This is a genomic window from Microvirga sp. HBU67558, from assembly GCF_018069605.1.
Taxonomy (GTDB): domain Bacteria; phylum Pseudomonadota; class Alphaproteobacteria; order Rhizobiales; family Beijerinckiaceae; genus Microvirga; species Microvirga terrae.
On record NZ_JAGPUP010000558.1, the window covers coordinates 59850 to 85070 of the forward strand.

At 66.4% G+C, this 25221-nt stretch carries 28 protein-coding genes; 16 read left to right on the forward strand and 12 right to left on the reverse strand.

The genetic code is table 11. The annotated features are described in order from the left end of the window. The first annotated feature begins 86 nt into the window (after positions 1 to 86). The 8 genes from KBI52_RS27835 (at position 87) to KBI52_RS27870 (ending at position 8937) form a co-directional block, all read left to right on the forward strand. A complete protein-coding gene (locus tag KBI52_RS27835) occupies positions 87 to 2033 on the forward strand; it encodes a PQQ-dependent sugar dehydrogenase (RefSeq protein ID WP_210812401.1) in 1947 nt (648 codons plus the stop codon). A gap of 107 nt (positions 2034 to 2140) precedes the next feature. Beyond that, complete coding sequence (locus tag KBI52_RS27840) at positions 2141 to 3508, forward strand: AarF/ABC1/UbiB kinase family protein (RefSeq protein ID WP_173948059.1); 1368 nt, start codon at positions 2141 to 2143, stop codon at positions 3506 to 3508. Positions 3509 to 3566: 58 nt separating this feature from the next. Then, the gene (locus tag KBI52_RS27845; protein WP_210812402.1) at positions 3567 to 4784 is read left to right on the forward strand and encodes a glycosyltransferase; all 1218 of its coding nucleotides are present in this window, start codon (positions 3567 to 3569) and stop codon (positions 4782 to 4784) included. A 113-nt stretch (positions 4785 to 4897) separates the two neighbouring features. Beyond that, positions 4898 to 5191: an aa3-type cytochrome c oxidase subunit IV gene (locus KBI52_RS27850; RefSeq protein ID WP_173948057.1), complete on the forward strand. Its 294-nt coding sequence runs from the start codon at positions 4898 to 4900 to the stop codon at positions 5189 to 5191. A gap of 76 nt (positions 5192 to 5267) precedes the next feature. Beyond that, positions 5268 to 6404, forward strand: coding sequence for a Re/Si-specific NAD(P)(+) transhydrogenase subunit alpha (locus tag KBI52_RS27855; RefSeq protein WP_210812403.1), 1137 nt, complete (start codon positions 5268 to 5270; stop codon positions 6402 to 6404). Positions 6405 to 6424: 20 nt separating this feature from the next. Further along, positions 6425 to 6874: a proton-translocating transhydrogenase family protein gene (locus KBI52_RS27860; protein WP_173948055.1), complete on the forward strand. Its 450-nt coding sequence runs from the start codon at positions 6425 to 6427 to the stop codon at positions 6872 to 6874. Positions 6875 to 6878: 4 nt separating this feature from the next. After that, positions 6879 to 8276, forward strand: coding sequence for an NAD(P)(+) transhydrogenase (Re/Si-specific) subunit beta (locus tag KBI52_RS27865; protein ID WP_210812404.1), 1398 nt, complete (start codon positions 6879 to 6881; stop codon positions 8274 to 8276). A 181-nt stretch (positions 8277 to 8457) separates the two neighbouring features. Next, complete coding sequence (locus KBI52_RS27870; RefSeq protein WP_173948053.1) at positions 8458 to 8937, forward strand: GNAT family N-acetyltransferase; 480 nt, start codon at positions 8458 to 8460, stop codon at positions 8935 to 8937. Here KBI52_RS27870 and KBI52_RS27875 read toward each other — a convergent pair. The 6 genes from KBI52_RS27875 to KBI52_RS27900 all read right to left on the reverse strand — a co-directional run bounded on the left by KBI52_RS27875 (position 8907) and on the right by KBI52_RS27900 (position 12916). Beyond that, positions 8907 to 9530 carry a nucleotidyltransferase family protein gene (locus KBI52_RS27875; RefSeq protein ID WP_173948052.1) on the reverse strand — a complete coding sequence of 208 codons (624 nt, stop codon included), beginning with the start codon at positions 9528 to 9530 and terminating at the stop codon, positions 8907 to 8909. The two genes, KBI52_RS27870 and KBI52_RS27875, sit on opposite strands and share 31 nt — an antisense overlap. A 20-nt stretch (positions 9531 to 9550) precedes the next feature. After that, positions 9551 to 10414 carry a tetratricopeptide repeat protein gene (locus KBI52_RS27880; protein ID WP_173948051.1) on the reverse strand — a complete coding sequence of 288 codons (864 nt, stop codon included), beginning with the start codon at positions 10412 to 10414 and terminating at the stop codon, positions 9551 to 9553. 228 nt (positions 10415 to 10642) lie between these two features. After that, complete coding sequence (rpsU, locus tag KBI52_RS33525) at positions 10643 to 10873, reverse strand: 30S ribosomal protein S21 (protein WP_009763401.1); 231 nt, start codon at positions 10871 to 10873, stop codon at positions 10643 to 10645. A gap of 166 nt (positions 10874 to 11039) precedes the next feature. Then, the gene (locus tag KBI52_RS27890) at positions 11040 to 12122 is read right to left on the reverse strand and encodes a 5-(carboxyamino)imidazole ribonucleotide synthase (RefSeq protein WP_210812405.1); all 1083 of its coding nucleotides are present in this window, start codon (positions 12120 to 12122) and stop codon (positions 11040 to 11042) included. Between the two features lie 7 nt (positions 12123 to 12129). Continuing rightward, entirely contained in the window at positions 12130 to 12621 is a 492-nt protein-coding gene (gene purE, locus KBI52_RS27895) for a 5-(carboxyamino)imidazole ribonucleotide mutase (protein ID WP_173948049.1), read from the reverse strand. A gap of 94 nt (positions 12622 to 12715) precedes the next feature. Beyond that, entirely contained in the window at positions 12716 to 12916 is a 201-nt protein-coding gene (locus KBI52_RS27900; protein WP_036355000.1) for a YdcH family protein, read from the reverse strand. Positions 12917 to 13216: 300 nt separating this feature from the next. Between KBI52_RS27900 and KBI52_RS27905 the strand changes: the two genes are divergently transcribed. Next, positions 13217 to 13399: a YdcH family protein gene (locus KBI52_RS27905; protein WP_173948048.1), complete on the forward strand. Its 183-nt coding sequence runs from the start codon at positions 13217 to 13219 to the stop codon at positions 13397 to 13399. Between the two features lie 77 nt (positions 13400 to 13476). Here the strand turns inward: KBI52_RS27905 and KBI52_RS27910 are convergent, their stop codons facing one another. Further along, entirely contained in the window at positions 13477 to 14235 is a 759-nt protein-coding gene (locus tag KBI52_RS27910; RefSeq protein ID WP_210812406.1) for a sulfite exporter TauE/SafE family protein, read from the reverse strand. A gap of 113 nt (positions 14236 to 14348) precedes the next feature. Here KBI52_RS27910 and KBI52_RS27915 point away from each other — a divergent pair, with 113 nt between their 5' ends. Both KBI52_RS27915 and KBI52_RS27920 read left to right on the forward strand, forming a co-directional pair. Then, positions 14349 to 16262 carry a propionyl-CoA synthetase gene (locus KBI52_RS27915; RefSeq protein WP_173948046.1) on the forward strand — a complete coding sequence of 638 codons (1914 nt, stop codon included), beginning with the start codon at positions 14349 to 14351 and terminating at the stop codon, positions 16260 to 16262. 13 nt (positions 16263 to 16275) lie between these two features. Further along, positions 16276 to 16485, forward strand: a complete 210-nt coding sequence (locus KBI52_RS27920; protein ID WP_210812407.1) for a hypothetical protein — start codon at positions 16276 to 16278, stop codon at positions 16483 to 16485. A 57-nt stretch (positions 16486 to 16542) separates the two neighbouring features. Here the strand turns inward: KBI52_RS27920 and KBI52_RS27925 are convergent, their stop codons facing one another. Continuing rightward, the gene (locus KBI52_RS27925; protein ID WP_173948044.1) at positions 16543 to 17259 is read right to left on the reverse strand and encodes a DUF1013 domain-containing protein; all 717 of its coding nucleotides are present in this window, start codon (positions 17257 to 17259) and stop codon (positions 16543 to 16545) included. Positions 17260 to 17410: 151 nt separating this feature from the next. Then, positions 17411 to 18409, reverse strand: coding sequence for an NAD(P)H-quinone oxidoreductase (locus KBI52_RS27930; protein ID WP_210812408.1), 999 nt, complete (start codon positions 18407 to 18409; stop codon positions 17411 to 17413). Positions 18410 to 18506: 97 nt separating this feature from the next. Here KBI52_RS27930 and KBI52_RS27935 point away from each other — a divergent pair, with 97 nt between their 5' ends. Next, positions 18507 to 18713, forward strand: a complete 207-nt coding sequence (locus KBI52_RS27935; RefSeq protein WP_173948042.1) for a DUF1192 domain-containing protein — start codon at positions 18507 to 18509, stop codon at positions 18711 to 18713. 299 nt (positions 18714 to 19012) lie between these two features. Then, positions 19013 to 19543, forward strand: coding sequence for a DUF1465 family protein (locus tag KBI52_RS27940; protein ID WP_210812409.1), 531 nt, complete (start codon positions 19013 to 19015; stop codon positions 19541 to 19543). A gap of 162 nt (positions 19544 to 19705) precedes the next feature. Here KBI52_RS27940 and rpmE read toward each other — a convergent pair whose 3' ends face one another. After that, positions 19706 to 19945 (reverse strand): 50S ribosomal protein L31, encoded by a 240-nt coding sequence (gene rpmE, locus KBI52_RS27945; protein ID WP_173948040.1) that lies wholly within the window; start codon positions 19943 to 19945, stop codon positions 19706 to 19708. Positions 19946 to 20109: 164 nt separating this feature from the next. Between rpmE and KBI52_RS27950 the strand changes: the two genes are divergently transcribed. From KBI52_RS27950 to pip, 3 genes are all read left to right on the forward strand, one after another. Beyond that, entirely contained in the window at positions 20110 to 21909 is a 1800-nt protein-coding gene (locus tag KBI52_RS27950; RefSeq protein ID WP_210812410.1) for an ABC transporter transmembrane domain-containing protein, read from the forward strand. Positions 21910 to 21990: 81 nt separating this feature from the next. Next, the gene (locus KBI52_RS27955; protein ID WP_173948038.1) at positions 21991 to 22164 is read left to right on the forward strand and encodes a DUF3606 domain-containing protein; all 174 of its coding nucleotides are present in this window, start codon (positions 21991 to 21993) and stop codon (positions 22162 to 22164) included. A gap of 54 nt (positions 22165 to 22218) precedes the next feature. Further along, on the forward strand, positions 22219 to 23187 hold the full coding sequence (gene pip, locus KBI52_RS27960) for a prolyl aminopeptidase (RefSeq protein WP_210812411.1): 969 nt from the start codon (positions 22219 to 22221) through the stop codon (positions 23185 to 23187). Here pip and KBI52_RS27965 read toward each other — a convergent pair. Next, positions 23174 to 24202, reverse strand: coding sequence for a peptidoglycan -binding protein (locus KBI52_RS27965; RefSeq protein WP_173948036.1), 1029 nt, complete (start codon positions 24200 to 24202; stop codon positions 23174 to 23176). The two genes, pip and KBI52_RS27965, sit on opposite strands and share 14 nt — an antisense overlap. Further along, positions 24202 to 25167 carry a flagellar motor protein MotA gene (locus KBI52_RS27970; RefSeq protein WP_173948035.1) on the reverse strand — a complete coding sequence of 322 codons (966 nt, stop codon included), beginning with the start codon at positions 25165 to 25167 and terminating at the stop codon, positions 24202 to 24204. The genes KBI52_RS27965 and KBI52_RS27970 overlap by 1 nt, the downstream gene beginning before the upstream one ends. Between the last annotated feature and the right edge of the window lie 54 nt (positions 25168 to 25221).

The window sequence follows — 25221 nt, forward strand, 5'->3', positions numbered from 1 at the left end:
GCCGGGCGACCCGGAGACCGGCCGCCCGGGCCTGCACACGATAAGAACAGAACGAACACGGATGGGGCTGGACCGGGAGGTCGACCATGGCGGTTCGTATCGGGAGCCAGGCTGAGGACCGGCTGAGCGGAACCAAAGCGGCGGACACGATCTACGGGTACGATCCCAATGCCCGGACGCCGCCCACGGTGGCGGCCACCATGATCGTGTCCGGCCTGGACAACCCGCTCTATCTGACAGCGGCGCCAGGTGATTCCCGGCATCTTTTCATTCTCGAGAAGCGCGGGCTCGTGAAGGTCCACGACACCGGAACGGGCCAGACCCTCGGCGGACCCTTTCTCGACGTCTCGACACAGGTTGCGACCGCCGGGGAGCAGGGCCTCCTCGGGCTCGCCTTCGCGCCCGATTTTGCGACGAGCCGGCGATTCTACGTCTATCTCAGCACGACGGCCGGCGATGTCGAGATCCGGGAATACAGGACGCAGGCGTCGAACCCGCTCGTTGCGGATGCCGGCAGCATGCGGCTCATCGACCGGATCGACTACCCGTCGTCCACCAACCACCGCGGCGGGTGGATCGGCTTCGGACCCGACGGCTATCTCTACGTGGCGACCGGCGACGGCGCGAACGGCGCCAATGCGCAAAGCATCGGCAACCAGCTCGGCAAGATCCTCAGGCTCGACGTGAAAGCCGACGCCTTTCCGTCCGACCCGGCGCGGAACTACGCCCTGCCGCCGGACAATCCAGCCTCGATCGAGGGCATTGCCGGCAGTGCGGCGGGCACCGGCATCTATGCGGCCGGCCTGCGCAATCCCTGGCGCGTGAGCTTCGACCGCCTGACCGGCGAGATGATGATCGGCGATGTCGGCCAGAGCACCACCGAAGAGATCGATCTGGGGCGGGCGGGCGCCAATTACGGCTGGAGCGCCACCGAAGGCCCGTTCGATCCCCGGGCTTTCCCCAATTTCACGAACCCGATCCACGCCTATGGCCGCGATCTCGGCGTCGCGGTCACGGGCGGCTACGTCTATCGCGGGCCCGAACCGGATTTCCAGGGGATCTACTTCTTCTCGGATTTCGGCACCAGCGGCATCTGGACCCTGCAGCGCGCCTCCGGGTCATGGTCGTTCAAGGATCTCACCGGGCAGGTGGCCGTCGGGGGCGGTCCGATCGGATCCGTCTCGTCGCTCGGGGAGGATGGAGCCGGCAACCTCTACCTCGTCGATTACGGGGGCAAGATCTTCCGTCTGGACCTCAGGTCCGGCACTGGCCCGGACATCCGGGCCGATGCGGCGGACGTCCTCAGCGGCGGTGGCGGCAACGACCGGATCTTCGGCGGCGGCGGCAACGACTCGCTGTACGGAGGCGCCGGCAACGACACCCTTCGGGGCGGGCCGGGCGCCGACCTCCTGTCGGGTGGAAGCGGCGTCGACTATGCGGATTATCGTGATTCCTCCGGACCTGTGCGCATCGACCTCGCACGGAAGACCCAGGCGGGCGGCGATGCCGCAGGCGACCGCCTGGTCGGCATCCAGGGCGCGCTCGGCAGCGCGTTCAACGACGCGCTCAGGGGCTCCGGGAGCCACGACACGTTGCGTGGCGGCGCCGGCGACGACAGCATCTCGGGCAATGCCGGCAACGACAGGCTTTATGGCGATGCCGGTCAGGACACCCTCGTCGGAGGCCCAGGGAAAGACTGGATGTCCGGAGGACCCGGGGCCGACGTGTTTCGCTGGAGGTCGGCCGGGTCCGCCGGGCCGGATCTGAACAGCGCCGATGTGGTGCGCGACTTCAGCCACGGGGCTCACGATCGCCTGGATCTGGTGGCGATCGACGCCAACAGCCTGCGCGGCGGCAACCAAGCCTTCGCGTTCATCGGAAGGGCCGATTTCACGGCGGCCGGGCAGGTCCGGTACGAGGTCTCGGGATCCGAGACACGCGTTCTCCTGAACACGGATGCGGATCATGATGCCGAGGGCATCATCCGCCTCATGGCGATCCGCAGCCTGAAGGCGGGAGACTTTCTCCTGTAGCCAAGCCGAGCGCCCACCCCGGTAAAAGGCCGCGGAAGGACGCCCTGGCGCTCGGCAGACCACGCCATATCTAAAGCTCTCCAGTTCAGAGCAAGAGATTCCACGTCATGGCCGATACCGACCGCGAAGCGAACCGCTTCTCCGCGCGCGCCGCCCGCTATGCCCGCGTGGGCGCCAACATGGGCGGAGTCGCGGCCCGCATGGCCGGCTCCCGGCTGTTCGGCGGCGATGCCCGCGACGCGTCCAACGCGGCCGTGCTGGCGCAGGCGCTCGGCGGCCTGAAGGGGCCGATCATGAAGGTGGCGCAGCTTCTGGCCACCATTCCGGATCTGATCCCGCCGGAATACGCCGCGGAGCTTCAGAAGCTGCAGAGCGAGGCGCCGCCCATGGGAGCGGCCTTCGTGAAGCGGCGCATGCAGGCGGAGCTCGGGGCGCAATGGCAGAGCCGCTTCGGCTCCTTCGATCTCACCCCGGCCGCCGCCGCATCCCTCGGCCAGGTCCACCGCGCATCCACGAAGGACGGGGAGAAGCTCGCCTGCAAGCTGCAATATCCCGACATGCAGTCGGCCGTGGAGGCGGACCTCAAGCAGCTCGAGCTCGTCTTCGCCCTTCACCGGCGCATGGATCCCGCCATCGATACCCGCGAGATCGCCAAGGAGATCGGAGAGCGGGTGCGCGAGGAGCTCGATTACGAGCGCGAGGCGAAGCACGCAGCCCTTTATGCCCAGGCCCTGACCGACGTGGCGGAGGTCCGGGTGCCCCGGGTCCATCCGGACCTGTCCACCCGGCGGCTTCTGTCGCTCGAATGGCTCGAGGGCGAGAAGATCCTCGGCTTCACCGAGGCTCCGGTCGAGATCCGCAACCGGCTGGCGGTCGCCATGTTCAAGGCCTGGTGGCACCCCTTCAGCCATGCGGCCGTCATCCATGGAGATCCGCATCTCGGCAACTACACGGTGTTCTCCGAGGACGGGGAGGCGCAGGGCATCAACCTGCTCGATTACGGCTGCATCCGCATCTTCCATCCCCGCTTCGTGGGCGGCGTGGTCGATCTCTACCGCGGCCTTCAGACGGACGACCGGGCCCGGGTCGTCCACGCCTACGAGACCTGGGGCTTCAAGAGCCTCTCGAACGAGCTGATCGACATCCTCAACATCTGGGCCCGCTTCATCTATGCCCCGCTCCTCGACGACCGCGTCCGCACGGTGGCCGATGGGGTCAAGCCCGGCGAGTACGGCCGCCGCCAGGCCTTCGAGGTCCACAAGGCCCTGAAGGAGAAGGGGCCGGTCACGGTGCCGCGCGAGTTCGTCTTCATGGATCGTGCGGCGGTGGGTCTGGGCGCGGTCTTCCTGCATCTGAAGGCCGAGCTGAACTACCACCGGCTCTTCGAGAACGAGATCGACCGCTTCTCCCTGGACAACCTGGAGCATAAGCAGAAAGAGGCTCTGGCCGCCGCCGGTTTACCAAATCCGGTGTAATGAGGTTGCATCTTTCGCCGGTTGGCCGTAGAGGCTAACGGTAGGGTAGGGGCAACCGATGAAGATCGCTTTCGTTCACCAGAACTTTCCGGGCCAGTTCCTGCGTCTGGCCCGGACCTTCGTGGCCGAGGGGCATGAGGTCGTGGGCCTCGGGATGGTCAAGCAATGCGCCATCCCGGGCGTGAAGTACTTCTCCTACGACGCGGTGCCTGGGCCGGACGACGCGCCCTACCAGAACCGCTACTCGCCGGTCATTCCACGCCTGCGTCGGGCCTATGGAGTCGCCTACCGGGCAAAGGCGCTGGCCAGCCAGGGCTTCGAACCGGATGTCGTCGTGGTCAATACCGGCTGGGGCGAAAACCTGTTCCTGAAGGACATCTGGCCCAAGGCCCGCCATGTGGCCTATTTCGAATATTATTACCACGCCAAGGGGCAGGATCTGGACTTCGATCCCGAATTCCCGGTCACCAACGAGGAGGTGATCTGGCGCCTGCGCCTGAAGAATTCCATGCAGCTCGGGGCGCTCGACGCCGCCGACCTCGCCGTGGCGCCGACCCGCTACCAGCGGGACACGTTCCCCACCTACCTGCGCGACCGGCTCGCCATCATCCATGACGGCATCGACACCCACAAGCTCCTGCCGGACCCTCAGGTCAGGCTCCAACTCGGCGAGAGCGGGCCGCAGCTGACCCGCGAGAAGCCCGTCGTCACCTATGTGACACGCAACATCGAGCCGATGCGTGGCGCGCACGTGGTCTTCAAGAGTCTGCCCTATCTTCTCGACATCGATCCTGACCTCAGGGTCGTCATCGTCGGCGGCCGCGGCACGAGCTATTCCGGCTCCGCGCCCAACGGGCAGTCGTGGTTTGATGTGTTCAAGGCCCGGATCGAGCGTCCGATCGACTGGTCCCGGGTCCATTTCGTCGGAAACCTGCCCTATGACCAGTTCGTGAAGGTCCTGCAGGTCTCCTCGGCCCATGTCTACATGACCTATCCCTTCGTGCTGTCCTGGTCGTCCATCGAGGCCATGGCGCTCGAATGCCGGATCGTGGCCTCGGACACCGAGCCGGTGCGGGAGGTCATCCAGGATGGGGTGAACGGGCGCCTCTTCCCCTTCTTCGACGAGAAGGCCCTGGCTGATCGGGTGCGCGAGACGCTCGCGGAGAAGGAGAAATCCGCCGCCATGGCCGCCGAGGCCCGCCGGATCGCCGTGGCACGATATGATTACGAGACAGTCTGCCTGCCCCAGTGGCGAGAATTCCTCGGGATCAAATGAGCGCAAAATGCATTCATAAAGTTTTCGTTTGGAGCCATTCGAAAGATTGCGGCTCCTCATCGCATGCGCTAAACGCAGCAGTTAACAAGTGACGCTGAACAGGGCTTTGAAACATGGCCGATACAAAACATGCGCCGCACGGGGGCTACAGTCCGGATATGGACAGCCGCGCTCATGAGGCGACCTATCAGGGATTTGTCCAGTTCGCCGAAATCGCCACGGCGGTCATCATCTGCCACGTGCTGGCCCTCGCGGTCGGCGGGATCAAGCATGCCTGGCTGACGGCGATCTTCGGCGTGATCCTCTCGCTCGTGGCGGGCGGCATCGGCGCGATGGCTCCATCCGTCGGCGTTCGGGCTCCGGCAGCCGTCGGCGTCCTCCTCCTGCTGGCGCTCATCTTCTACTGAGCGGCGGACGATCGCCTGACAGAAACGAGACAAGAGCTTGTATCCAAGCCGTTGACCACATCTTAGGGGGGCCTACATGCGGATCGCCGTTCTCTCCGAAACCGATGGAGCGGAGACTCGCGTTTCCGCCACCCCCGAGACGGTCAAGAAATACAAGACGCTCGGCGCCGACGTGGTCGTGCAGGCCGGGGCAGGGTCCAAGGCCGGCATCCCCGATGCGGAGTTCGAGGCGGCCGGCGCTTCGCTCGCCGGGACCGCCGAGGAGGCCCTGAGGGATGCCGATGTCATCCTGAAGGTCCGCCGCCCCGCAGAGGGCGAGCTGAAAGGCGCCAGGCCCGGCGCGCTCGTCATCGCGATCATGGATCCCTACGGCCAGGACGCAGCCCTCAAGGCGCTGGCCGACGCGCAGGTCTCCGCGTTCTCCATGGAGCTGATGCCCCGCATCACCCGCGCCCAGGTGATGGACGTGCTGTCCTCCCAGGCCAATCTCGCCGGCTACCGGGCCGTGATCGATGCCTCCGCCGAGTATGGTAAGGCGTTCCCGATGATGATGACCGCGGCCGGCACCGTGCCGGCAGCCCGCATCTTCGTCATGGGCGCCGGCGTCGCCGGCCTCCAGGCCATCGCAACCGCCCGCCGCCTCGGCGCCGTGGTGACCGCCACCGACGTCCGGCCCGCCGCCAAGGAGCAGGTGGAGAGCCTGGGCGCCAAGTTCGTCGCCGTGGAGGACGAGGAGTTCAAGCAGGCCGAGACCGCCGGCGGCTACGCCAAGGAAATGTCGGCCGAGTATCGGGCCAAGCAGGCCGAGCTGGTCGCGTCCCACATCGCCAAGCAGGACATCGTCATCACGACGGCCCTGATCCCCGGACGGCCGGCGCCGAAGCTCGTATCCCGCGCCATGGTCGAATCCATGAAGCCGGGCTCCGTGATCGTCGATCTGGCGGTGGAGCGCGGGGGCAATTGCGAGCTGGCCCAGCCGGGCCGGGTGGTGGAGCATAACGGCGTGAAGATCGTGGGCCACCTCAACATGCCCGGGCGCCTCGCCGCAACGGCCTCCAGCCTCTACGCGAAGAACCTCTACGCCTTCGTCGAGACGCTGGTGGACAAGGAAACCAAGGCTCTGGCCGTGAAGTGGGACGACGAACTGGTCAAGGCCACCTGCCTGACCCGTGACGGCGCCATCGTCCACACCGCCTTCCAGCCGACCGCTTAAACCGTCCAGGGGAGGACACCATGGCAACGCTTACGCCCGAACAGGCCGTCGAACAGGCCCGAGCGGCGGCAGAGGCTGCCCGCCGCTCGGCCGAAGCCGCCCAGACCATCGCCGATCAGGTGGCGGATGCGGCCGGAGCCGCGGCCGCCGCCGTCACCCACGGGGCCGTCGACCCGACGGTGTTCCGTCTGGCCATCTTCGTCCTGGCGATCTTCGTCGGCTACTACGTGGTCTGGTCGGTGACCCCGGCGCTGCACACGCCCCTCATGTCGGTCACCAACGCCATCTCGTCCGTGATCGTGGTCGGCGCCGTGCTGGCGGTGGGCGTCGACGTGGCCCCGGCCCTCGGGGAAGGCCCGATCTGGGCCCGGGTGCTCGGCTTCATCGGCCTCGTCCTGGCGTCCATCAACATCTTCGGCGGCTTCCTGGTGACCCAGCGCATGCTCGCCATGTACCGCAAGAAGGGGTGAGGCGATGTCGGCCAATCTAGCCTCGATCCTCTACCTCGTCTCCGGCGTCCTGTTCATCCTGGCGCTGCGAGGCCTGTCGCACCCCACCACGTCCCGGCAGGGCAACCTCTACGGCATGGTGGGCATGGGGATCGCCATCCTCACCACCCTGTTCGTGTCCCCGCCGAGCGGCTTCGGCGGCTGGATCCTGGTGATCTTAGGGTTGGCCATCGGCGGCGGCGTCGGAGCGGTGGTCGCCCGGCGCGTGCCCATGACGGCAATGCCCCAGCTGGTCGCCGCGTTCCACTCCCTGGTCGGTCTCGCGGCGGTCCTCGTCGCGGCCGGCGCGCTCTATGCGCCCCAGGCCTTCGGGATCGGCTCGGTCGGCACCATCCACGGCGGATCGCTGTTCGAGATGGCTCTCGGCGTCGCCATCGGGGCGATCACCTTCACCGGTTCCGTGATCGCGTTCCTGAAGCTCGACGGACGCATGTCCGGCAAGCCGATCCTGCTGCCGAGCCGGCACCTGATCAATATCGGCCTCGGCCTCCTGCTGCTGGTCCTGCTCGTCGCCTTCATCCGCACGGAGAGCCACGCGGCCTTCTGGCTGATCGTGCTCGTCTCCTTCGTGCTCGGCGTCACGCTCATCATCCCCATCGGGGGCGCCGACATGCCGGTGGTGGTGTCGATGCTCAACTCCTATTCCGGCTGGGCGGCGGCCGGCATCGGCTTCACGCTCGGCAACCTCGCGCTCATCATCACGGGCGCGCTGGTCGGCTCCTCGGGCGCGATCCTGTCCTACATCATGTGCAAGGGCATGAACCGCTCCTTCATCTCGGTGATCCTCGGCGGCTTCGGCGGCGAGACGGCAGCCGCCGCCAGCGGCGCGGTCGAGAGCCGGCCTGTGAAGCAGGGCTCGGCGGACGATGCCGCCTTCATCATGAAGAACGCCGCCAAGGTCATCATCGTGCCGGGCTACGGCATGGCGGTCGCCCAGGCGCAGCACGCGCTGCGCGAGATGGCCGACGAGCTGAAGGCCGAAGGCGTCGAGGTGAAATACGCCATCCATCCGGTGGCGGGCCGCATGCCCGGCCACATGAACGTGCTGCTGGCGGAAGCCAACGTGCCCTATGACGAGGTGTTCGAACTCGAGGATATCAACGGCGAGTTCCCGCAGGCCGACGTGGCCTTCGTCATCGGGGCCAACGACGTCACCAACCCGGCCGCCAAGACCGATCCGTCCTCCCCGATCTTCGGCATGCCGATCCTCGACGTGGAGCGGGCCAAGACCGTGCTGTTCATCAAGCGCGGCATGGGCTCGGGCTATGCGGGCGTCGAGAACGAGCTGTTCTTCCGCGACAACACCATGATGCTCTTCGGCGACGCCAAGAAGGTCGTGGACGAGATCTTAAAGAATCTCTGATCCGCTCTGCCCTTGAATGTTTCATGCCCGGCGTCGTGCCGGGCATTTTCGTTCATGTCATCACCGGCCTCGTACCGGTGATCTCGGTTGGAAAAGAACGGAGCTTTCCATCGCGAGAGATGGAATGACGGCTCACGCAAAAGCTGGTTTAAGAGGCTGTCGTCTGTCCCGGAAATCCCTCATGTCCCCGATCACCCTCCGTACCGCCCTCCCGGCCGACCGGGATGCCGTCATCGAGCTCATCCACCAGCTTAACGTCTTCGAGGCCGACCTCGTCGGCGACCGGCGGCGCGACTACAAGGCAGCGGCGGAATATTACGACGAGCTGATGCAGCGCCTGTCCCGGCGCAACGGCCGCATCGTGCTGGCGCAGGCGGAAGGGGCGACGGTCGGCGCCATGGGCTTCTCGCTCGATCAGGACGCCGCCTATGTGGCCGACGGCTTCCGCAATCACGGCACGGTCACGGACCTGATCGTGCACGACGACTGGCGCGGACGCGGCATCGGGCAGATGCTGCTCAAGGAAGCCGAGCGCCTAACGAAGGAAGCGGGGCTCAAGCGGCTCTTCATCGGCGTCCTGGTGGCCAATGAGAGGGCGGACCGCACCTACCGGGCCTTCGGCTTCGAGCCTTATGTCTCGATCCTGTCCAAAGAGTTGTGAGGACCGGGCCAGGCCTCATCCCACGTTGTGAGCATCGTCAGCTTCGGCCAGCGGACCGGCCAGTCTTTTGCCAGAATCCTTTCGCGGTAAACGTTCATCTTGTGACCGAACGCCCGTGTCGGTCGCACGATCAGATCCAGAAGATCCCGAGTCCCATACGGGGCTATCACCTCGATCCTGCCGCCGATCGAGCGCGCCGCAACAGCGGTTGCTGTCTCAGGCCAGTGGGCAACGGCATCGAAGGCGTCACGATACGGCGCATCCCCGTTGCGAAGATGCATGCGGGCCTGGTTCTTCACCGACCAGTTCTGGCCCGGATCACGCTCGCGGAGCCGATGCTCGACGGCGCCGTCACGTTCCCCTCGGGTGTCAACCGGATCGAAGAAGATCACATCCACGTCGGTCAGGCATGAGACGTCGATCGTTCGCCCGTGCAGCACGTCCCAGGCGGGATTGCGGATGAAGCCGGCGCCGATCCAGGCATCAGGAAGCCCGAGACCCTCCACATGCGAAAGAAGCGCATGCAGGTCCGCATGCGCTTCGAAAAGACTTTGGATGTCGGCGATGGTGTGGAGGGGAGGGGCTGGGTTCATGCCGCCCCCCGCGACGGCACTTACGAGCGGAACAGGCCTGCCACGCCGCCCTGCAGCCGGGAGCTGCCCTGGCGGGCGACGCTGTTGCTGTTGTCGAGAGCGAGCGCGCGCTGATAGCTCTCGAGAGCCTGGCTCCGGTCGCCCTTGCGCTCGAGCGCCACGCCGCGCCAAGCCCAGGAATCGGCATCCTTGTTGTTGACGTTGAGGGCCGCGTTGAAGTCCTCGATGGCCTTGTCGTACTGGTTCGTCGCCACGAAGCTCTGGCCTCGTGCGGCATAGGGAGCGCCGACGAAGGGATTGCGGTCGATCGTGGCGTCGAAGTCGAGGATCGCCTGGGGGTGCATGCCCTGGCGCTGGTAGAGCAGGCCGCGGGAGTGGAGCGCCTCGGCCGATTCGGGCAGCAGGCGGGTCGCCATGTTCAGGTCGCTGAGGGCTTCCTGGTACTGGTTCTGGGCGCGGTACAGATTGGCGCGCCCGATATAGGCCGGGCCGTAGTTCGGATCGGCCTGAATGGCCCGGGTGAAGTCGGCGAGCGCCTGGTCGTTGCGGTTCGTCTGCCGCAGGGCGAGCGCGCGGTTGGTGTAGGCCGGCGCGTAGTTCGGGTCGAGCTGCACCGCCTTGGAGAAGTCGGACATGGCGCTGCTGTAGTTCCCGACGCGCGCATAGGCGGCGCCGCGGGTGTTATAGGCGCTCGGATCATTCGGGTTGCGCTGGATCACGTCCGACAGGGACGAGATGTTGACCGTGCTCGTCCCCTGCGTGTCCTCTTCCACGACGGCAATGCGCTGGGTGGGGCCGCCACCGGTGGTGCTGCAGGCGGCGAGACCGAGGGCAACGAGCGTCAGGCTCAAGGGGGCCAATTGGCGAATCGATGGGGCGAACACCTTCGTCTCCAGCTTATTTACTCAAGGTACCGGGAGCGGCACTCTGGCGGGAAATCCTTAACAGCCGTGAAACAAGGCATCAAAAAGGCGCCGGCGCAAGAGGCGTTGTAACTAAGTTCGCCAGAGTACGAAACAGACCCCCAGATATGCAAACAGCGCCCCGCTTGACGCGACGGGCGCTGGTTCACAACCGATCGGCGAGGCCTTTTACAGGCCCGCTCGAAGAGCTTAGCGGGTCGGACGGGGCTTGGAAGGCAGCAGGCCTTCGCGCTGCATGCGCTTACGGATCAGCTTGCGGGCGCGGCGAACGGCCTCAGCCTTCTCGCGGGCCTTCTTCTCGGACGGCTTCTCATAATGACCGCGAAGCTTCATTTCGCGGAAGATGCCCTCACGCTGCATCTTCTTCTTGAGAGCGCGGAGCGCCTGATCGACGTTGTTATCCCGGACAAGAACCTGCACGCGAATTCCTCGTGTTTGAACCGTTTCGATTGTGACAAAAAACAATGAGGCGCGTCATGCGCACCTCTATCTGGTCGGCGTCGATACCAGAAGAAGCCTTGCCTGTCCAGGGTTGCCTCTCAAGAAAAGCGCCGTTCCAGGGGAAACGGCCCCGGTCTTGAATGGTTCAGCCCTGGTCGGGGAAGACCCGGGTGACATGTCCCATCTTGCGGCCCGCGCGGGCCTCCATCTTGCCGTAGAGGTGCAGATGAGCCCCCGGCTCGGCCAGGATCTCCTCCCAGGCATCGACATCGTGCCCGATCAGGTTCTTCATCTCGACCCGACGCCCGAGCCGGGCGGTCTCGCCCAGAGGCCAGCCGCAGACCGCCCGCACATGCTGTTCGAACTGCGAGGTGGCGGCGCCGCCCAGCGTCCAATGGCCGGAATTGTGCACCCGGGGGGCGATCTCGTTCACCACCAGGCGCTCGGACCCGTCGTCGGTGACGAGGAAAAGCTCGACGGCGAGAACGCCCACGTAATCCAGGGACTCGGCAATCGACCGAGCGATCCGGACCGCCTGCTCCTCCGTGTCGGGCGAAACGCCGGCCGGAACCGCAGTGGTGTCGAGGATATGGTTGCGGTGCTCGTTGGCGCACAGGTCATAGGCGGCGAACGCGCCGGACGCGGTTCGCGCGGCGACCACCGAGACCTCCCGCTCGAAGGGCACGAAGCCCTCCAGGATGGAAGCCGCGCGCCCGATCTCGTCCCAGCCCGCGATCGGGTCGGCCTCGGGGCCGATCTTCACTTGGCCTTTCCCGTCGTAGCCGAAGCGGCGGGTCTTGAGCACGGCGGGCCGGCCGATCCGCTCGACAGCCTCGGCGAGTTCGGCCTCGCTGGACACGGGCGCGAAGGGCGCGACCGCAATGCCGAGGCCGGCGATGAAGCTCTTTTCGAGGAAGCGGTCCTGCGACACGGCCAGGGCCTGGGCGTTGGGGGCCAGCAGGGCGTGGGCGCTCAAGGTGGCGGCCGTTTCGCTCGGCACGTTCTCGAATTCGTAGGTCACCACGTCGACCGCCTTGGCGAAGCGCACCAGATTCGCCTCGTCCTCATAGGCCGCGATGGTGTATTCGGTCGCGACCTCGAAGGCCGGGCTGTTTTCCTCCGGCGCATAGACATGCGTCCGCAGGCCCAGCTGCGCCGCCGCCATGGCGATCATGCGGCCAAGCTGGCCGCCGCCGAGGATTCCGAGGGTGCAGCCGGGACGGATCATCGGTTCCTCACCCTTCGTTGGAGGGGCGCTCGGCCACGCTTTCGCTCTGGCGCTGCCGCCAAGCGTCGAGGCGCTCGGCGAGAGCGGGATCGTGCAGGGCCAGCACGGCCGCCGCCAGCAACGCCGCGTTCACCGCGCCGGCACGGCCGATGGCGAGGGTGCCCACGGGGATACCGGCCGGCATCTGGACGATGGAGAGCAGGCTGTCCTGGCCGGACAGAGCCTTGGATTCGACCGGGACGCCGAAGACGGGCAGGGGGGTCATGGCGGCCGCCATGCCGGGCAGGTGGGCGGCCCCTCCGGCGCCTGCGATGATGACCTGGAAGCCCTCGGCCCTGGCGCCCTTGGCGAAGGCATAGAGCCGGTCCGGCGTGCGGTGAGCGGACACGATGCGGGCCTCGTGGGCGATCCCGAGCGCATCGAGCGTCTCGGCCGCGTGGCGCATGGTGGCCCAGTCGGACTGGCTGCCCATGATGATGGCAATGGGAGGATGCGCCATGGCGTGGCTCCGGCTTCAAGGCCTTCAGATCTTCAGCCGGAATAGCGAAGCCGCCTCGGGCAGGCAAGGCCGTTCCCGCGAAGGCGCTGAATTCTCACGCGATAATGTCTGGGGTGAGCTGATCCTCGAGCCGGATGATCTGGTCCTTGAGGGAAAGCTTGCGCTTCTTCAGGCGCTGGACCTGCAGCTGATCGCCGGCCACCATGCTCTCCAGGGCGTCGATGGCCATGTCGAGATCACGGTGTTCCTGCTTCAGACGGGCCAATTCCGCTTCCAGTTCAGCCAATTCGGTCATTGAAAATACCTAGAGCCTCGGACCCAAAGTGGATTCCACCGTCGGGATCGATCCGATGCTCGATCCCTCCGGCGGCGCATCGTTGGGCGCGGAAAACCGGGTCCCCATTTCCGCACGATGCGCTAGATGCCCGGCCGACTTGCCTCTGGGCCAAGAGGGGCGGAAGTATGCTCTCGGGCCCTGTGGAGAGCAAGATCGCCCGATCATCTTCTACTCTCGATTCTTCGAATTTCGCCTTCGACTCGCCACACTCTGTCTGCCACAATCGGCCTGTCAGTAGATCGAATAGGAGGAACTGACATGCCGCTGCAGAATCACCTGACGGAACTGGAACGGAAGCATCGCGCCCTCGAGCGCGAGATCCAGGATACCCTCAACAGACCGTCGGCAGATGACATGAGGCTGGCAGAACTCAAGCGCAGGAAGCTTCAGCTCAAGGATGAGATTACCCGACTGAGAAGCTCCGAATCGGCGTTGCACTAGCCGTAGAATTCCCTGCAATTTCCCACCTGAAGAAGCCGTCGCTTCACCCAACGAGCGGCGGCTTTTTCATGGGCGCCTCACAGATACGCGGCGACGCCGTCATAGATCAGCTTGGCGCCCACGAGGATCAGCAGGACATAGACGGCCGTGTAGAACGCCTGTCCGGATACGCGGCGCACGAGGAGGACGCCGGCCCAGGTCGAGGCGATGGCCACGGGAAACAGGGCACCCGCCGTCGCCATGTTCTCGAGCGTAAACTGCCCGAGGGCCAGATAGGGCGGAACCTTGATCCAGTTGACGAGCGCGAAGAGCACGGCCCCCGTGCCGACGAAGATGTCGCGCGGCAGCCGCTGGGGCATGACATAGATCTGGAAGGGAGGGCCGCCCGCATGGGCCACCATGCTGGTGAAGCCTGTCACCCAGCCCCAGAAAATGCCGCGTGGAACGTCGGCTGGCGCGGGCTTCGGCGGGGTGGCCCGGCGTTCCACCACCATGCGGCGGATGGCGAAGGCCACCGAGATCACGCCCACGGCCAGCTTGACCGCCGCATCGGAGACCTGGGCGGCCAGGAGATAGCCCGTGAGGATGCCCGAAACGGCGCCCAGGAGCAGGATCACCACGTTGCGCCGGTCCCAGGCATGCCGGTAGGCCCAGACGGATACCACGTCCTGGACGATCAGGATCGGCAGGGTGATGGCGGCGGCCTGAACGGGCGAGACCACGAGCGCCATCAGGGGGAGCGAGAGGGCGCCGAGCCCTGAGAAGCCGCCCTTGGCCAAGCCGAGTAGGATCACCGCGGGAATGGTGGCGGCATAGAAGAGAGGATCGGTAATCACGACAGCACTCGCCGAAAGTCGACTCACCGAAAGTCGCCCCTGACCACGGCTTGGGGGCCTGCTACCACAGCAGGCGCTTGAAGTCTCATGCACAGAACGCAACGGGGAACGCCATGCCATCCGCCCAGAGCCGGTATCACGAGGTCTATGCCGGCTGGAAAGCTGATCCCGTAGGCTTCTGGGAACAGGCGTCCCGGGAAATCGACTGGATCAAGCCCGCGGAGGCGGTGTTCGACCCGCAGGCGGGCGTCTACGGCCGCTGGTTCGTCGGTGCCGAGTGCAACACCTGCTACAACGCCGTCGACCGGCACGTGGCCACGCGTGGCGACCAGCCGGCGATCATCTACGACAGCCCCGTCACCGGCACCAAGCGCAGCATTACCTATGCGGAACTGCAGGACGAGGTCGCAACCCTCGCGGCCGTGCTGCAGGACATGGGCGTCGCGAAGGGCGACCGGGTCGTCATCTACATGCCGATGATCCCGGAGACGAGCTTCGCGATGCTGGCCTGCGCGCGCATCGGGGCCATTCACTCCGTCGTCTTCGGCGGCTTCGCCGCCAAGGAACTCGCGACCCGCATCGACGACGCACGGCCGAAGATCATCCTGTCCGCGTCCTGCGGCATCGAAGGCGGGCGCGTCATCCCCTACAAGCCGCTCCTGGACGAGGCGATCGCCTTGTCCTCGTCAAAGCCGGAGGCCTGCCTCGTCTTCCAGCGGCCGCAACTCGCCTGCGCCCTCGCCGAGGAGCGCGACCGGGACTGGGCCGGCGCCGTTGCGGCGGCCAGGTCCGAAGGCCGGACGGCGGACTGCGTCCCGTTGGCGGCGACCGACCCGCTTTACGTGCTCTATACGTCGGGCACGACCGGCATCCCGAAAGGCGTGGTGCGCGACAACGGCGGCCATATGGTCGCGCTCAAATGGTCCATGGGCCACTTCTTCGGCGTGAAGCCGGGCGAGGTGTTCTGGGCGGCCTCCGACGTGGGCTGGGTGGTCGGCCATTCCTACATCGTGTACGGGCCGCTCCTGCACGGCTGCACGGCCATCCTCTACGAGGGCAAGCCGGTGGGCACGCCCGACGCAGGGGCCTATTGGCGGGTGATCTCGGATCATGGGGTCGTGACCCTCTTCACCGCGCCGACCGCCTTCCGGGCGATCAAAAAGGAGGATCCGAAGGCGGAACTCCTGAAGACATATGATCTATCGTCGTTCCGAGCCCTGTTCCTGGCCGGCGAGCGGGCGGATCCGGACACGGTCAAATGGGCCGAGGACATCCTGCAGGTGCCCGTCATCGACCATTGGTGGCAGACGGAGACCGGCTGGCCCGTGGCCGGCAATCCCCTCGGGCTCGGCGCGCTTCCCGTCAAGCATGGATCGCCCACGGTGCCGATGCCGGGCTACACCCTCGAGGTGCTGGACGAGGGCGGCAAGCCCGTCGGGCCCAACACTATGGGGGCCATCGTCATCAAGCTGCCGCTGCCGCCCGGCGCCCTGCCGACCCTGTGGCACGCGGACGGCCGCTTCCGGGATTCGTACCTGTCGGTCTATCCCGGCTACTACAACACCTCGGACGCGGGCTATCTCGACGAGGACGGCTACATCTGGGTCATGGGCCGCACCGACGACATCATCAACGTTGCGGGTCACCGCCTCTCGACGGGTGGCATGGAGGAGGTGTTGGCCTCGCATCCGGCGGTGGCGGAATGCGCCGTGATCGGCATGAAGGACGCGCTCAAGGGCGAGGTGCCGTGCGGCTTCGTTGTTCTGAAGTCCGGCATCGACCGGCCACCGGAGGAGATCGAGACGGAGCTGGTGGCGCTGGTGCGTGACAAGATCGGGCCCGTGGCCGCCTTCAAGCTCGCGATCACCGTGGCACGCCTGCCCAAGACCCGTTCGGGCAAGATCCTGCGCGGCACCATGAAGAAGATCGCCGACGGCGATTCGTGGTCGACGCCGGCCACCATCGATGACCCAATGATCCTGGCCGAGATCGGGGACGCGCTGCGGGCGAGGGGGCTGTCCGTCTGAAGGGGACATGAGGATGCCGGATTCCGCCGAGGACGAGCAGGCGCGTTTCGAGGCTCTGTTGGCGCAGGCTCTCGGAGACGACGACAAGATCCTGGCCCACCGCGCGACCAAGAATGTGCGCAGCGAGGCGCGACACGATGCCGTCAGGGCGAAGGCGAGCTTCGAGCGTCAGCGCGACAGGCCCGCGAAGCCGCGCCGACGGCGGCCGCGCCGCCAGGAGTGAGTGGACGCCCCCTCAAGGAAAAGGCCCGGATCGCTCCGGGCCTTCTGGGTAGAAATCCTACTCCTCGTCCTCGTCGTCGCGCCTGAGCTGCTTGAGCTTGGCGAAGACCGAGTTGACGTCGATGTTCTCTTCCTGCGCCGGCTTCGGGCGGCTCATGTCGGCGAAGGGATCGACCCGCTCGGGAGCCGTGGAGACTTCCGCCGGCATCAGGGTGCCGCCATGCTCCTGGGTCTCGACCTGCGGACGGTCCTTGGCGGCGCGCTGCACCTCGAAGTCGAGATCGATCTGTGAGCAAAGGCCGAGCGTCACCGGGTCCATGGGCGACAGGCTCGCCGAGTTCCAGTGCGTGCGGTCGCGGACCTGCTGGATCGTGGTCTTGGTGGTGCCCACCAGGCGCATGATCTGCGCGTCCTTCAACTCGGGATGGTTGCGCACGAGCCAGAGGATCGCATTCGGGCGGTCGTGGCGGCGGGACACCGGGGTGTAGCGCGGCCCCTTCTTGACCCGCTTCTGCTCCGGCAGCTTCACGCGCATCTCGGCGAGCCGAAGGCGGTGGTTCGGGTTGGCCTGCGCTTTCTCGATCTCCTCACGGGTAAGCTGGCCCGTGGATACGGGGTCGAGGCCCTTGATGCCTGCCGCGACTTCGCCGTCGGCGATGCCCTTCACCTCGAGCGGGTGGAGCTTGCAGAAATCGGCGATCTGATCGAACGACAGCGATGTATTCTCGACGAGCCAAACGGCTGTCGCCTTCGGCATCAACGGTCCCTGGGACATGGATGTGAACCTCCTTCAGGCCGGGCGCCGGATGTCGGCGCCGCACGGCAAAACTCTCTCGCGCTCCGAACCGGCCCGGACCGGAGCATCTCGTCTCACGATGTGAGGGAAACGAGATGATTATAGGGATCGTGCCGGGATGTTGCAAATTTTAAAGGCTCAGCACGATCTTGCCGATGTGCTCACCCCCGTCCATCCGCGCATGAGCCTCGGCCACGTCCTCGAAGGCGAAGCGCGAGTCCAGGATCGGCCGGCACCGGCCCTGCGCCAGGAGCGGCCAGACCTTGTCCTCGAGCGCCTCGGCGATCTCGGCCTTTTCCGCCGGCGACCGCGGGCGCAGGGTCGAACCCGTATGGGTGAGCCGCTTGACCATCAGGCGGCGGAAGTCGACTTCGGCCTTGGGGCTCTGGAGAAAGGCGATCTGAACGATCCGGCCGTCCTGGGCGGCAGCCTCGTAGTTGCGGGTGATATAGTCGCCGCCGACCATGTCGAGGATCACGTCGACGCCTCGGCCCCCTGTGGCCTCCTTGGCGGCCACCACGAAATCCTGGTTCCGGTAGTTGATCGCCACATCGGCCCCAAGTCGCAGGCAGGCGTCGCATTTGTCCGCCGATCCGGCGGTCGCGATCACCGTGGCGCCGAAAGCCTTGGCGAGCTGGATCGCCGTGGTGCCGATTCCGGAGGTTCCGCCATGGACGAGGAGCGTCTCGCCCGATCGCAGACGCCCCCGGTCGAACACGTTGGTCCAGACGGTGAAATAGGTTTCCGGGATGGCGCCCGCCTCCTCGAAGGAAAGGCCTGCGGGAATCGGGAGGGCGTTGCTCTCATGGACCACCGCGTAATCCGCATAGCCCCCGCCGGGGACCAGAGCCATGACCGGTGTGCCGACGGCAAACCGCGCGGCGTCGTGACCGGCGGCCGCGACCTCGCCGGCAATCTCGAGACCGAGGATGTCCGGAGCGCCGGGCGGTGGCGGGTAGCCGCCCTGCCGCTGAATCACGTCGGGGCGGTTCACGCCGGCGGCCTTCACCTTGACCAGGATTTCGCCCTCCTTCGGCACGGGTACCGGGCGCTGGACAACCTTGAGAACCTCCGGCCCACCGCTCCCCTCGGCAATGACGGCACGCATCATCTGCGGGATCTGCCCCATTTTTCCCTCCTTTGGTCAACAAGCTCCCGGGATATAGGCCCCGTTGGCAAGGAATACATGCCGGATTAACGTTGACGATGAACAGGAGGAGAATGCCATGGCCCTCGACCCCTTCGCCGATGAGCCTCGCCAGATCATGAGCGGGCACGAGATCGGCCAGGATCTCTCGATGCTGTCCATCGACGAACTCGACGAACGCGTCGAGATGCTGGAGCAGGAGATCGCACGCCTCAAGGAGGCGAGGGACCGGAAGGAGAATTCCCGTGCGGCCGCGAGCGCCTTCTTCAAGCTCGGCCAGGGGTGAGGCCGGGAACCGAGGTCCATGTAACGAAGGAACGTCCTTAACGGCCCGTTAACCATTTCCGGGTTAGATGTCAGGCATCCGGGCCTCGTCCTGGATGCCGAGTGGCTTCGAAGCCTACTCTGTTTGACGCTTCCCTGTGAGACTTGAAGAGCCGCCGCGAGCGGCTCGATTTTTGTGGTTGGCGCCTTAACCTTAAGAAGAGGTTACCGAGGCAAGACCAGCGGGACCGTCCTATAGTCATCTCAACAGGTCGCAACCTCCGTCGTTCGGTGCGGAGGGCAGGTTTTTGGGAGATGTGCGTGAACGAACCCGACGTGATCCAGCTCGATGTCGATCCTGTCCGGTTCGGACAGAGTTTCGTGGGGTCCGAAGCCTTCAAGGCCCTCTTCCAGGAGGGCATGGAGCTCATCGAGGAAACCGCCGCTTATCTCGACGGCCCCGGCCGTGAGGGATCCCGCAATCTGCCGCGCCAGGAAAGCCTCGTCTATGCCAGCGAGAGCATGCGCCTCACCACCCGCCTGATGCAGATCGCCTCATGGCTGCTGCTGCAGCGCGCAGTGGCCGAAGGGGAGATCTCCCCTGATCAGGCGCAGCTGGAGAAGAACCGGGTCCGCCTGAACTCCCATGACACCGCCACCACGGTTTCCGAATACGAGACGCTTCCCGAGCGCCTGCGCGAGCTGATGGGCTTGGCGACACGGCTTCACACCCGGATCCTCCATCTCGAGCGCCTCATCGCCGAAGCCGGAGCGCCTTCTCAAGCCCCGGTTCCTAACCCGGTCGCCACGCAGCTCGGCATGCTCCAGCGGGCTTTCGGGCTGACGGAGTAGCGGCTTTGGCCCGGCCCGGGTCGCCATCGCCCGGACAAGCTCGGCGATGGCGGCGTTACACTGCGGCGTTCCTGGCCAGGGCAAGAGAATGAGCCAAGAAAAAGCCCCGCCGAAGCGGGGCTTTTGCATTCCGGTCTGAAGAAACCGACGCGAGGCGCCAGCTTACTTCTTGCCGCCGAGGCCCAGGCCGCCGAACTTCGAGTTGAAGCGCGACACGCGACCGCCACGGTCGAGCAGCTGCTGCTGGCCGCCGGTCCAGGCCGGGTGGGTGTTCGGGTCGATGTCGAGGTTGAGGGTGTCGCCCTCTTTGCCGTAGGTCGAGCGGGTCGTGTACTCGGTGCCGTTGGTCATGACCACTTTGATGAAGTGGTAGTCGGGATGATCGGTTTCTTTGCGCGCCATTGCCATAGTCCTTCTTGCGGCCAGCCAGATCTGGTCAGCCCGCAATGTTGAGATCGAGCCTGAATTGATGAATGCGCGCCTATACCTCACTTAAGACCTTGAAACAAGCCGGGCTAATGGTGCTAAACCGCCCGATGTCGCAATTCCCGAAGACGTAAGGTGTCATGGCCGACCATTCCCAAGGGCAGAACCGCCCCAAGGCTGCGCTGAGCGCCCTGAAGCCGCTCGTTCCCTACGGCCTGGCTTACAAGGGGCGGATCGCGGCGGCGCTGGTTGCCCTCGCCATGGCGTCGGCTGCCACTCTGGTCGTGCCGATCGCGGTCAGGCGGGTCATCGATTTCGGCTTCTCGGAACAGGGCCGGGCCTACATCAACGCCTATTTCGCCCTGCTGGTCGTGGTCGTGGGCGTGCTCGCCCTGGCGAGCGCCCTTCGCTACTACTGCGTCATCACCCTCGGCGAACGGGTCGTGGCCGACCTGCGCTCCGCCGTGTTCCGGCACCTGACTTCCCTCGATCCCGCCTTCTTCGACCAGACCAAGAGCGGTGAGATCGTCTCCCGGCTCACCGCGGACACCACCCAGGTCAAGGCGGCTTTCGGGGTCAGCATTTCGATCGCCCTGCGCAATCTCTTCCTCTTTCTTGGCGCGACCGTCCTCATGATCATCACGAGCCCGAAGCTCTCGGCGCTCGTGCTTCTCGCCATCCCGGTCATCGTCCTGCCCCTGGTCTTCTCCGGCCGGGCCGTGCGGCGGCGCTCGCGCGCCGCCCAGGACCGCCTCGCGGATGCTTCCGCTTATGCCGCGGAGGCGATCGGGGCTGTCAGGACCATGCAGGCGTTCGGCATGGAGAGCCTCACCGCCGCCCGCTTCGCTGCAGCCGCCGAGGACGCTTTCGACGCGGCCAGGCTGTCGACCACCATGCGGGCCTTCCTGACCGGGGCCGGCATCTTCCTGATCTCGGCGAGCGTGGTCGGCGTGCTCTGGTACGGCGCCCAGGACGTCCTGGCCGGGCAGATGACCGGCGGGCGCCTGTCGCAGTTCGTGCTCTATGCGGTCTTTGCCGCAAGTTCTCTCGGCCAGCTCTCGGAGGTCTACGGCGAACTCGCCCAGGCGGCCGGCGCTGCGGAGCGCCTGGGCGAGATCCTTGCCGCGAAGCCGGCCGTGGAGCGGCCGCGCCAACCCAAAGCGCTGCCGGAGCCGCCGCTCGGCACGGTGGCTTTCACGGATGTGCACTTCGCCTATCCGACCCGGGCCGACCAGCGCGCGGTCCACGGCCTGAGCTTTGCCGTGCAATCCGGAGAGCGCGTCGCCATCGTCGGGCCCTCGGGAGCCGGCAAGAGCACGATCCTTCAGCTGCTGCTGCGCTTCTACGATCCTCAAGCTGGAACGATCCGGGTCGACGGGGTGGCGATCCAGGAGGCGGACCCCTTTGCCCTGCGGGCCCGTATGGCCCTCGTGCCTCAGGAGCCGACGATCTTCGCCGCCTCGGTCCTCGACAACATCCGCTACGGCCGCCCGGACGCCAGCGAGGAGGAGGTGCGCCGCGCTGCCGAACTCGCCTCCGCGGACGGCTTCATCCAGGCTCTGCCGGAGGGCTACCGGTCCATGATCGGCGAGCGCGGCGTGACCCTGTCGGGCGGCCAGCGCCAGCGTCTCGCCATCGCCCGGGCGATCCTGAAGGACGCCCCGATCCTGCTCCTCGACGAGGCGACCTCGGCGCTCGACGCGGAGAGCGAGCGCAAGGTCCAGACCGCCCTCGACCGGCTGATGGAAGGCCGCACCACTCTGGTCATCGCCCATCGCCTGGCTACCGTGCGCTCCGCCGACCGCATCCTGGTCATGGACAAGGGCGTGATCGTCGAGGAGGGCACCCACGAGACGCTCCTTGCCCAGGGTGGTCTCTATGCCCGTTTGGCCCGACTCCAGTTCACGAGCGCCGAGGAGCATCACGAGGCGGCCGAATAAAGTCTCTGCCCGACCCATGTTTGCCATGCTTTCATGGGAGACAGGACCTGCACAGGCGATTCGTCCGGCCCGGAGGACGGCATGGTGGTCAGCAGGAGGCACCCTCAGGATTCCCCCCGCATCAACGTCCTCGAGCCGTGGGATCTCCAGTACTGGTCCGACCGCTGGAACGTCCCGCGCCAGCAGGTCGTCGACACCATTCGACGCGTCGGAGATCAGGTCCATGACGTCGCGCTGGCTCTAGGGAAGAGGTAAGCGCAAAGGTCTGCCGTTCTGGTGTGCCCGTCCGGGCATGCTAGAACACGGCTCATGCCCGATCTTTACCCACCCATTGAACCCTTCGATGCCGGCATGCTCGACGTCGGGGACGGGCATTGCGTCTACTGGGAAGTCTGCGGGAATCCGGCTGGACAGCCGGCTCTCGTTCTCCACGGAGGTCCCGGCTCAGGCTGCACCGCGAATGCGCGGCGCAGCTTCGACCCGAGGGTCTACCGGATCGTGCTGTTCGATCAGCGCGGCAGCGGGCGGAGCACACCCCATGCGAGCGAACCCGGCATCGACCTGTCCACCAACACGACCGCCCATCTGATCGCGGATATCGAACGGCTGCGGCAGCATCTCGGGGTCGGGCGCTGGCTGCTGCTGGGCGGCTCCTGGGGCTCGACCCTGGCGCTCGCCTATGCCGAGCGGCATGCGGAGCGTGTTTCGGCAATGGTGCTGTTCAGCATCGCCACCACCACGGCGGCCGAGATCGACTGGATCACCCGAGGCGTCGGGGCCTTTTTCCCCGAGGCGTGGAGCCGGTTCAGGGCAGGCGTCCCCGAGGCGGATCGGGCGGGGAGCCTCGTCGAGGCCTATCACCGCCTTCTCATGGATCCGGACCGTGGCGTCCACGAGAAGGCCGCCCGGGACTGGTGCGACTGGGAAATGGCCATCGTGGCGGTGCATCCGGGCCACAAGCCCCATCCCCGGTATGAGGATCCGGCCTTCCGCTTGGGGTTCGCGCGGCTCGTCACCCATTACTGGCGCCATCGCGCCTGGCTCGGGGAGGGGGCTCTGCTGCGCGACGCCGGCCGCCTTGCCGACATTCCCGGCATCCTGATCCACGGCCGGCTCGATATCGGGGGTCCACTCGTGACGCCCTGGAGCCTTCAACGGCATTGGCCCGGCAGCGAACTCATTGTCGTGGCCGAGGCCGGGCACGACGCGCGCGATCCGGGCATGACCGAGACCATCGTGGCCGCGACGAACCGGTTTGCGCGGCTCACCGCTCCGTGAGCTTCAGCTCGATACGGCGGTTGCGCGCATAGGCCTCCTCCGTCGTCCCGCTGTCGAGGGGCTGGAACTCGCCAAAGCCGGCGGCGACGAGATGCTGGGGCTGGACGCCGCGGGCGACGAGCGCCTGCACCACCGCGATGGCGCGGGCGGAGGACAGGGCCCAGTTCGACGGGAACTGCGAGGTGTTGATGGGCCGCTGATCGGTGTGGCCGTCGACGCGGATCACCCAGGGGATGTCCGGCGGAACCTGACGCTCCAATTCGATGAGGGCGGAGGCGATGCGGTCGATCTCGCCGGAGGCCTCCGGCCGCAGGAAGGCCTGGCCGGCCGGGAAAAGCACCTCGGACTGGAATACGAAGCGGTCGCCGACGATGCGCACGTCGGGCCGGCTGCCGAGGATCTGCCGCAGGCGGCCGAAGAAGTCGGACCGGTAGCGGGCGAGCTCCTGGACCCTCTGGGCCAGAGCCACGTTGAGGCGGCTGCCGAGGTCGGCGATGCGGGCCTGGCTTTCCTTGTCCCTGTTCTCGGACGCGGATAGGGCGTCCTCGAGGGCGGCCAGCTGACGGCGCATGGCGGCGATCTGCTGGTTGAGGATCTCGACCTGGCTCAGGGCCCGGCCGGTGGCCTGACGCTCGGTTTCGAGCTGGGTGCCCAGCTCCTGCGCCTGAACCTGCGCGGCGCCGCCGCTGTCGAGAAGGCTCTGCAGGCGCGCCCGCTCGGCCTCGTTGGCGCGCAGGGTGGTCTGCAGGGACGTGACCGTGTCCTCGATGGTGCGCCGGTTCGAGCGCTCGAGGGAGAGAAGGTCGGTCAGTTCCGAGATCTGGCGGTTGAGGCGGTCGAGCACCGTGTCGCGACCCGACAGCTCGCGGGACAGGAAGAACTGGCCCACCGTGAAGACCGAGATCAGGAAGATGATGGCGAGCAGCAGCGTCGACAGGGCATCCACGAAGCCAGGCCAGTAATTGATCTGGCCGCCGCGCCCGCGCCGCCGGCCTCCTGCGCTCGAGACCGGCATCAGGGCAGCCTTTCACGGGAGAGGCGGTCGAGCACCTGCTTGAGCTCCTTCTCGCGGGCAGCCTGAGCCTCGACCCAGTCGCGGATCATCTGTTGCTCTGCGCGCATGTGCTGCACGAGACCCTGCACGCCCTCGGCCAGATTGGCCATGGCCTGGGTCGCGGCCCGGCCGCCAGCACCGTCGTTCACGGCCGCGGTGAGGCGGTTCAGCGCCACCGTCAGGTCGTGCGAGGTGGCGCCGGAGCGCAGGGACGTATCGGCCGGCGTGTCCATGGTGGAGGTGGCGAGCCAGTCCTCCAGCTCCGTGTAAAAGCGGCTCTGAGCTTGGCCGGCCTGAAGGTCGAGGAAGCCCAGGACGAGGGAGCCCGCGAGGCCGAAGAGCGAAGCCGAGAACGACAGGCCCATGCCCTGCAGGGGGCCGGCCAGGGAGTTCTTCAGCTCGTCGAAGAGCACTGCCGTGTCCTGGCCGGTGCGCAGCGACGAGATGATGCGCCCGACCGAGCCCACCGTATCGATCAGGCCCCAGAAGGTGCCGAGCAGGCCCAGGAACACCAGAAGGCCGGCGAGATAGCGCACGATCTCCCGGCTCTCGTCGAGGCGGGCCCCGATGGAATCGAGCACCGAGCGGGTCGCGGCGACGGAAAAGCCCGCCTGGCCGGGACGGTTGCCGAGGAGAGCCGCGAGGGGCGCCAGCAGGACCGGCGGGGAGGGGGCGACGAGCCCGTCTTCGGATTGCCGCAGGGTGTTGACCCACCGCACTTCGGGAAAGAGCCGCCAGACCTGCCGGATGGCCAGCACGATGCCGATGAACATGACGCCCAGGATCAGCGCGTTGAGGCCGGGATTGGCCTGGAACGCCTCCCAGATCTGCCGGTAGAGGATGAAGGCGACAAACCCTGCCAGAACCAGGAAGACCGCCATGCGGATCAGGTAGATCCGCGGTGGGGTAAGGGGTTGGTCCGCCATCGCTATCCTGTGCGTTCGTGCTTCGGGCCTGCTCTAGAGCCTCGGACCCGCAAG

Bases quoted from the DNA above. Each gene is read 5' to 3' on its own strand.
- KBI52_RS27920 (WP_210812407.1), top strand. From the start codon at position 16,276: ATGCCGGATTCCGCCGAGGACGAGCAGGCGCGTTTCGAGGCTCTGTTG.
- KBI52_RS27875 (WP_173948052.1), bottom strand. From the start codon at position 9,530: ATGAACCCAGCCCCTCCCCTCCACACCATCGCCGACATCCAAAGTCTT.
- KBI52_RS27970 (WP_173948035.1), bottom strand. From the start codon at position 25,167: ATGGCGGACCAACCCCTTACCCCACCGCGGATCTACCTGATCCGCATG.
- KBI52_RS27870 (WP_173948053.1), top strand. From the start codon at position 8,458: ATGTCCCCGATCACCCTCCGTACCGCCCTCCCGGCCGACCGGGATGCC.
- KBI52_RS27860 (WP_173948055.1), top strand. From the start codon at position 6,425: ATGGCAACGCTTACGCCCGAACAGGCCGTCGAACAGGCCCGAGCGGCG.
- KBI52_RS27850 (WP_173948057.1), top strand. From the start codon at position 4,898: ATGGCCGATACAAAACATGCGCCGCACGGGGGCTACAGTCCGGATATG.
- KBI52_RS27935 (WP_173948042.1), top strand. From the start codon at position 18,507: ATGGCCCTCGACCCCTTCGCCGATGAGCCTCGCCAGATCATGAGCGGG.
- KBI52_RS27955 (WP_173948038.1), top strand. From the start codon at position 21,991: ATGGTGGTCAGCAGGAGGCACCCTCAGGATTCCCCCCGCATCAACGTC.
- KBI52_RS27855 (WP_210812403.1), top strand. From the start codon at position 5,268: ATGCGGATCGCCGTTCTCTCCGAAACCGATGGAGCGGAGACTCGCGTT.
- KBI52_RS27865 (WP_210812404.1), top strand. From the start codon at position 6,879: ATGTCGGCCAATCTAGCCTCGATCCTCTACCTCGTCTCCGGCGTCCTG.
- KBI52_RS27930 (WP_210812408.1), bottom strand. From the start codon at position 18,409: ATGGGGCAGATCCCGCAGATGATGCGTGCCGTCATTGCCGAGGGGAGC.
- KBI52_RS27915 (WP_173948046.1), top strand. From the start codon at position 14,349: ATGCCATCCGCCCAGAGCCGGTATCACGAGGTCTATGCCGGCTGGAAA.
- rpmE (WP_173948040.1), bottom strand. From the start codon at position 19,945: ATGGCGCGCAAAGAAACCGATCATCCCGACTACCACTTCATCAAAGTG.
- pip (WP_210812411.1), top strand. From the start codon at position 22,219: ATGCCCGATCTTTACCCACCCATTGAACCCTTCGATGCCGGCATGCTC.
- KBI52_RS27905 (WP_173948048.1), top strand. From the start codon at position 13,217: ATGCCGCTGCAGAATCACCTGACGGAACTGGAACGGAAGCATCGCGCC.
- KBI52_RS27890 (WP_210812405.1), bottom strand. From the start codon at position 12,122: ATGATCCGTCCCGGCTGCACCCTCGGAATCCTCGGCGGCGGCCAGCTT.
- purE (WP_173948049.1), bottom strand. From the start codon at position 12,621: ATGGCGCATCCTCCCATTGCCATCATCATGGGCAGCCAGTCCGACTGG.
- KBI52_RS27950 (WP_210812410.1), top strand. From the start codon at position 20,110: ATGGCCGACCATTCCCAAGGGCAGAACCGCCCCAAGGCTGCGCTGAGC.
- KBI52_RS27925 (WP_173948044.1), bottom strand. From the start codon at position 17,259: ATGTCCCAGGGACCGTTGATGCCGAAGGCGACAGCCGTTTGGCTCGTC.
- KBI52_RS27845 (WP_210812402.1), top strand. From the start codon at position 3,567: ATGAAGATCGCTTTCGTTCACCAGAACTTTCCGGGCCAGTTCCTGCGT.
- KBI52_RS27965 (WP_173948036.1), bottom strand. From the start codon at position 24,202: ATGCCGGTCTCGAGCGCAGGAGGCCGGCGGCGCGGGCGCGGCGGCCAG.
- KBI52_RS27900 (WP_036355000.1), bottom strand. From the start codon at position 12,916: ATGACCGAATTGGCTGAACTGGAAGCGGAATTGGCCCGTCTGAAGCAG.
- KBI52_RS27840 (WP_173948059.1), top strand. From the start codon at position 2,141: ATGGCCGATACCGACCGCGAAGCGAACCGCTTCTCCGCGCGCGCCGCC.
- KBI52_RS27835 (WP_210812401.1), top strand. From the start codon at position 87: ATGGCGGTTCGTATCGGGAGCCAGGCTGAGGACCGGCTGAGCGGAACC.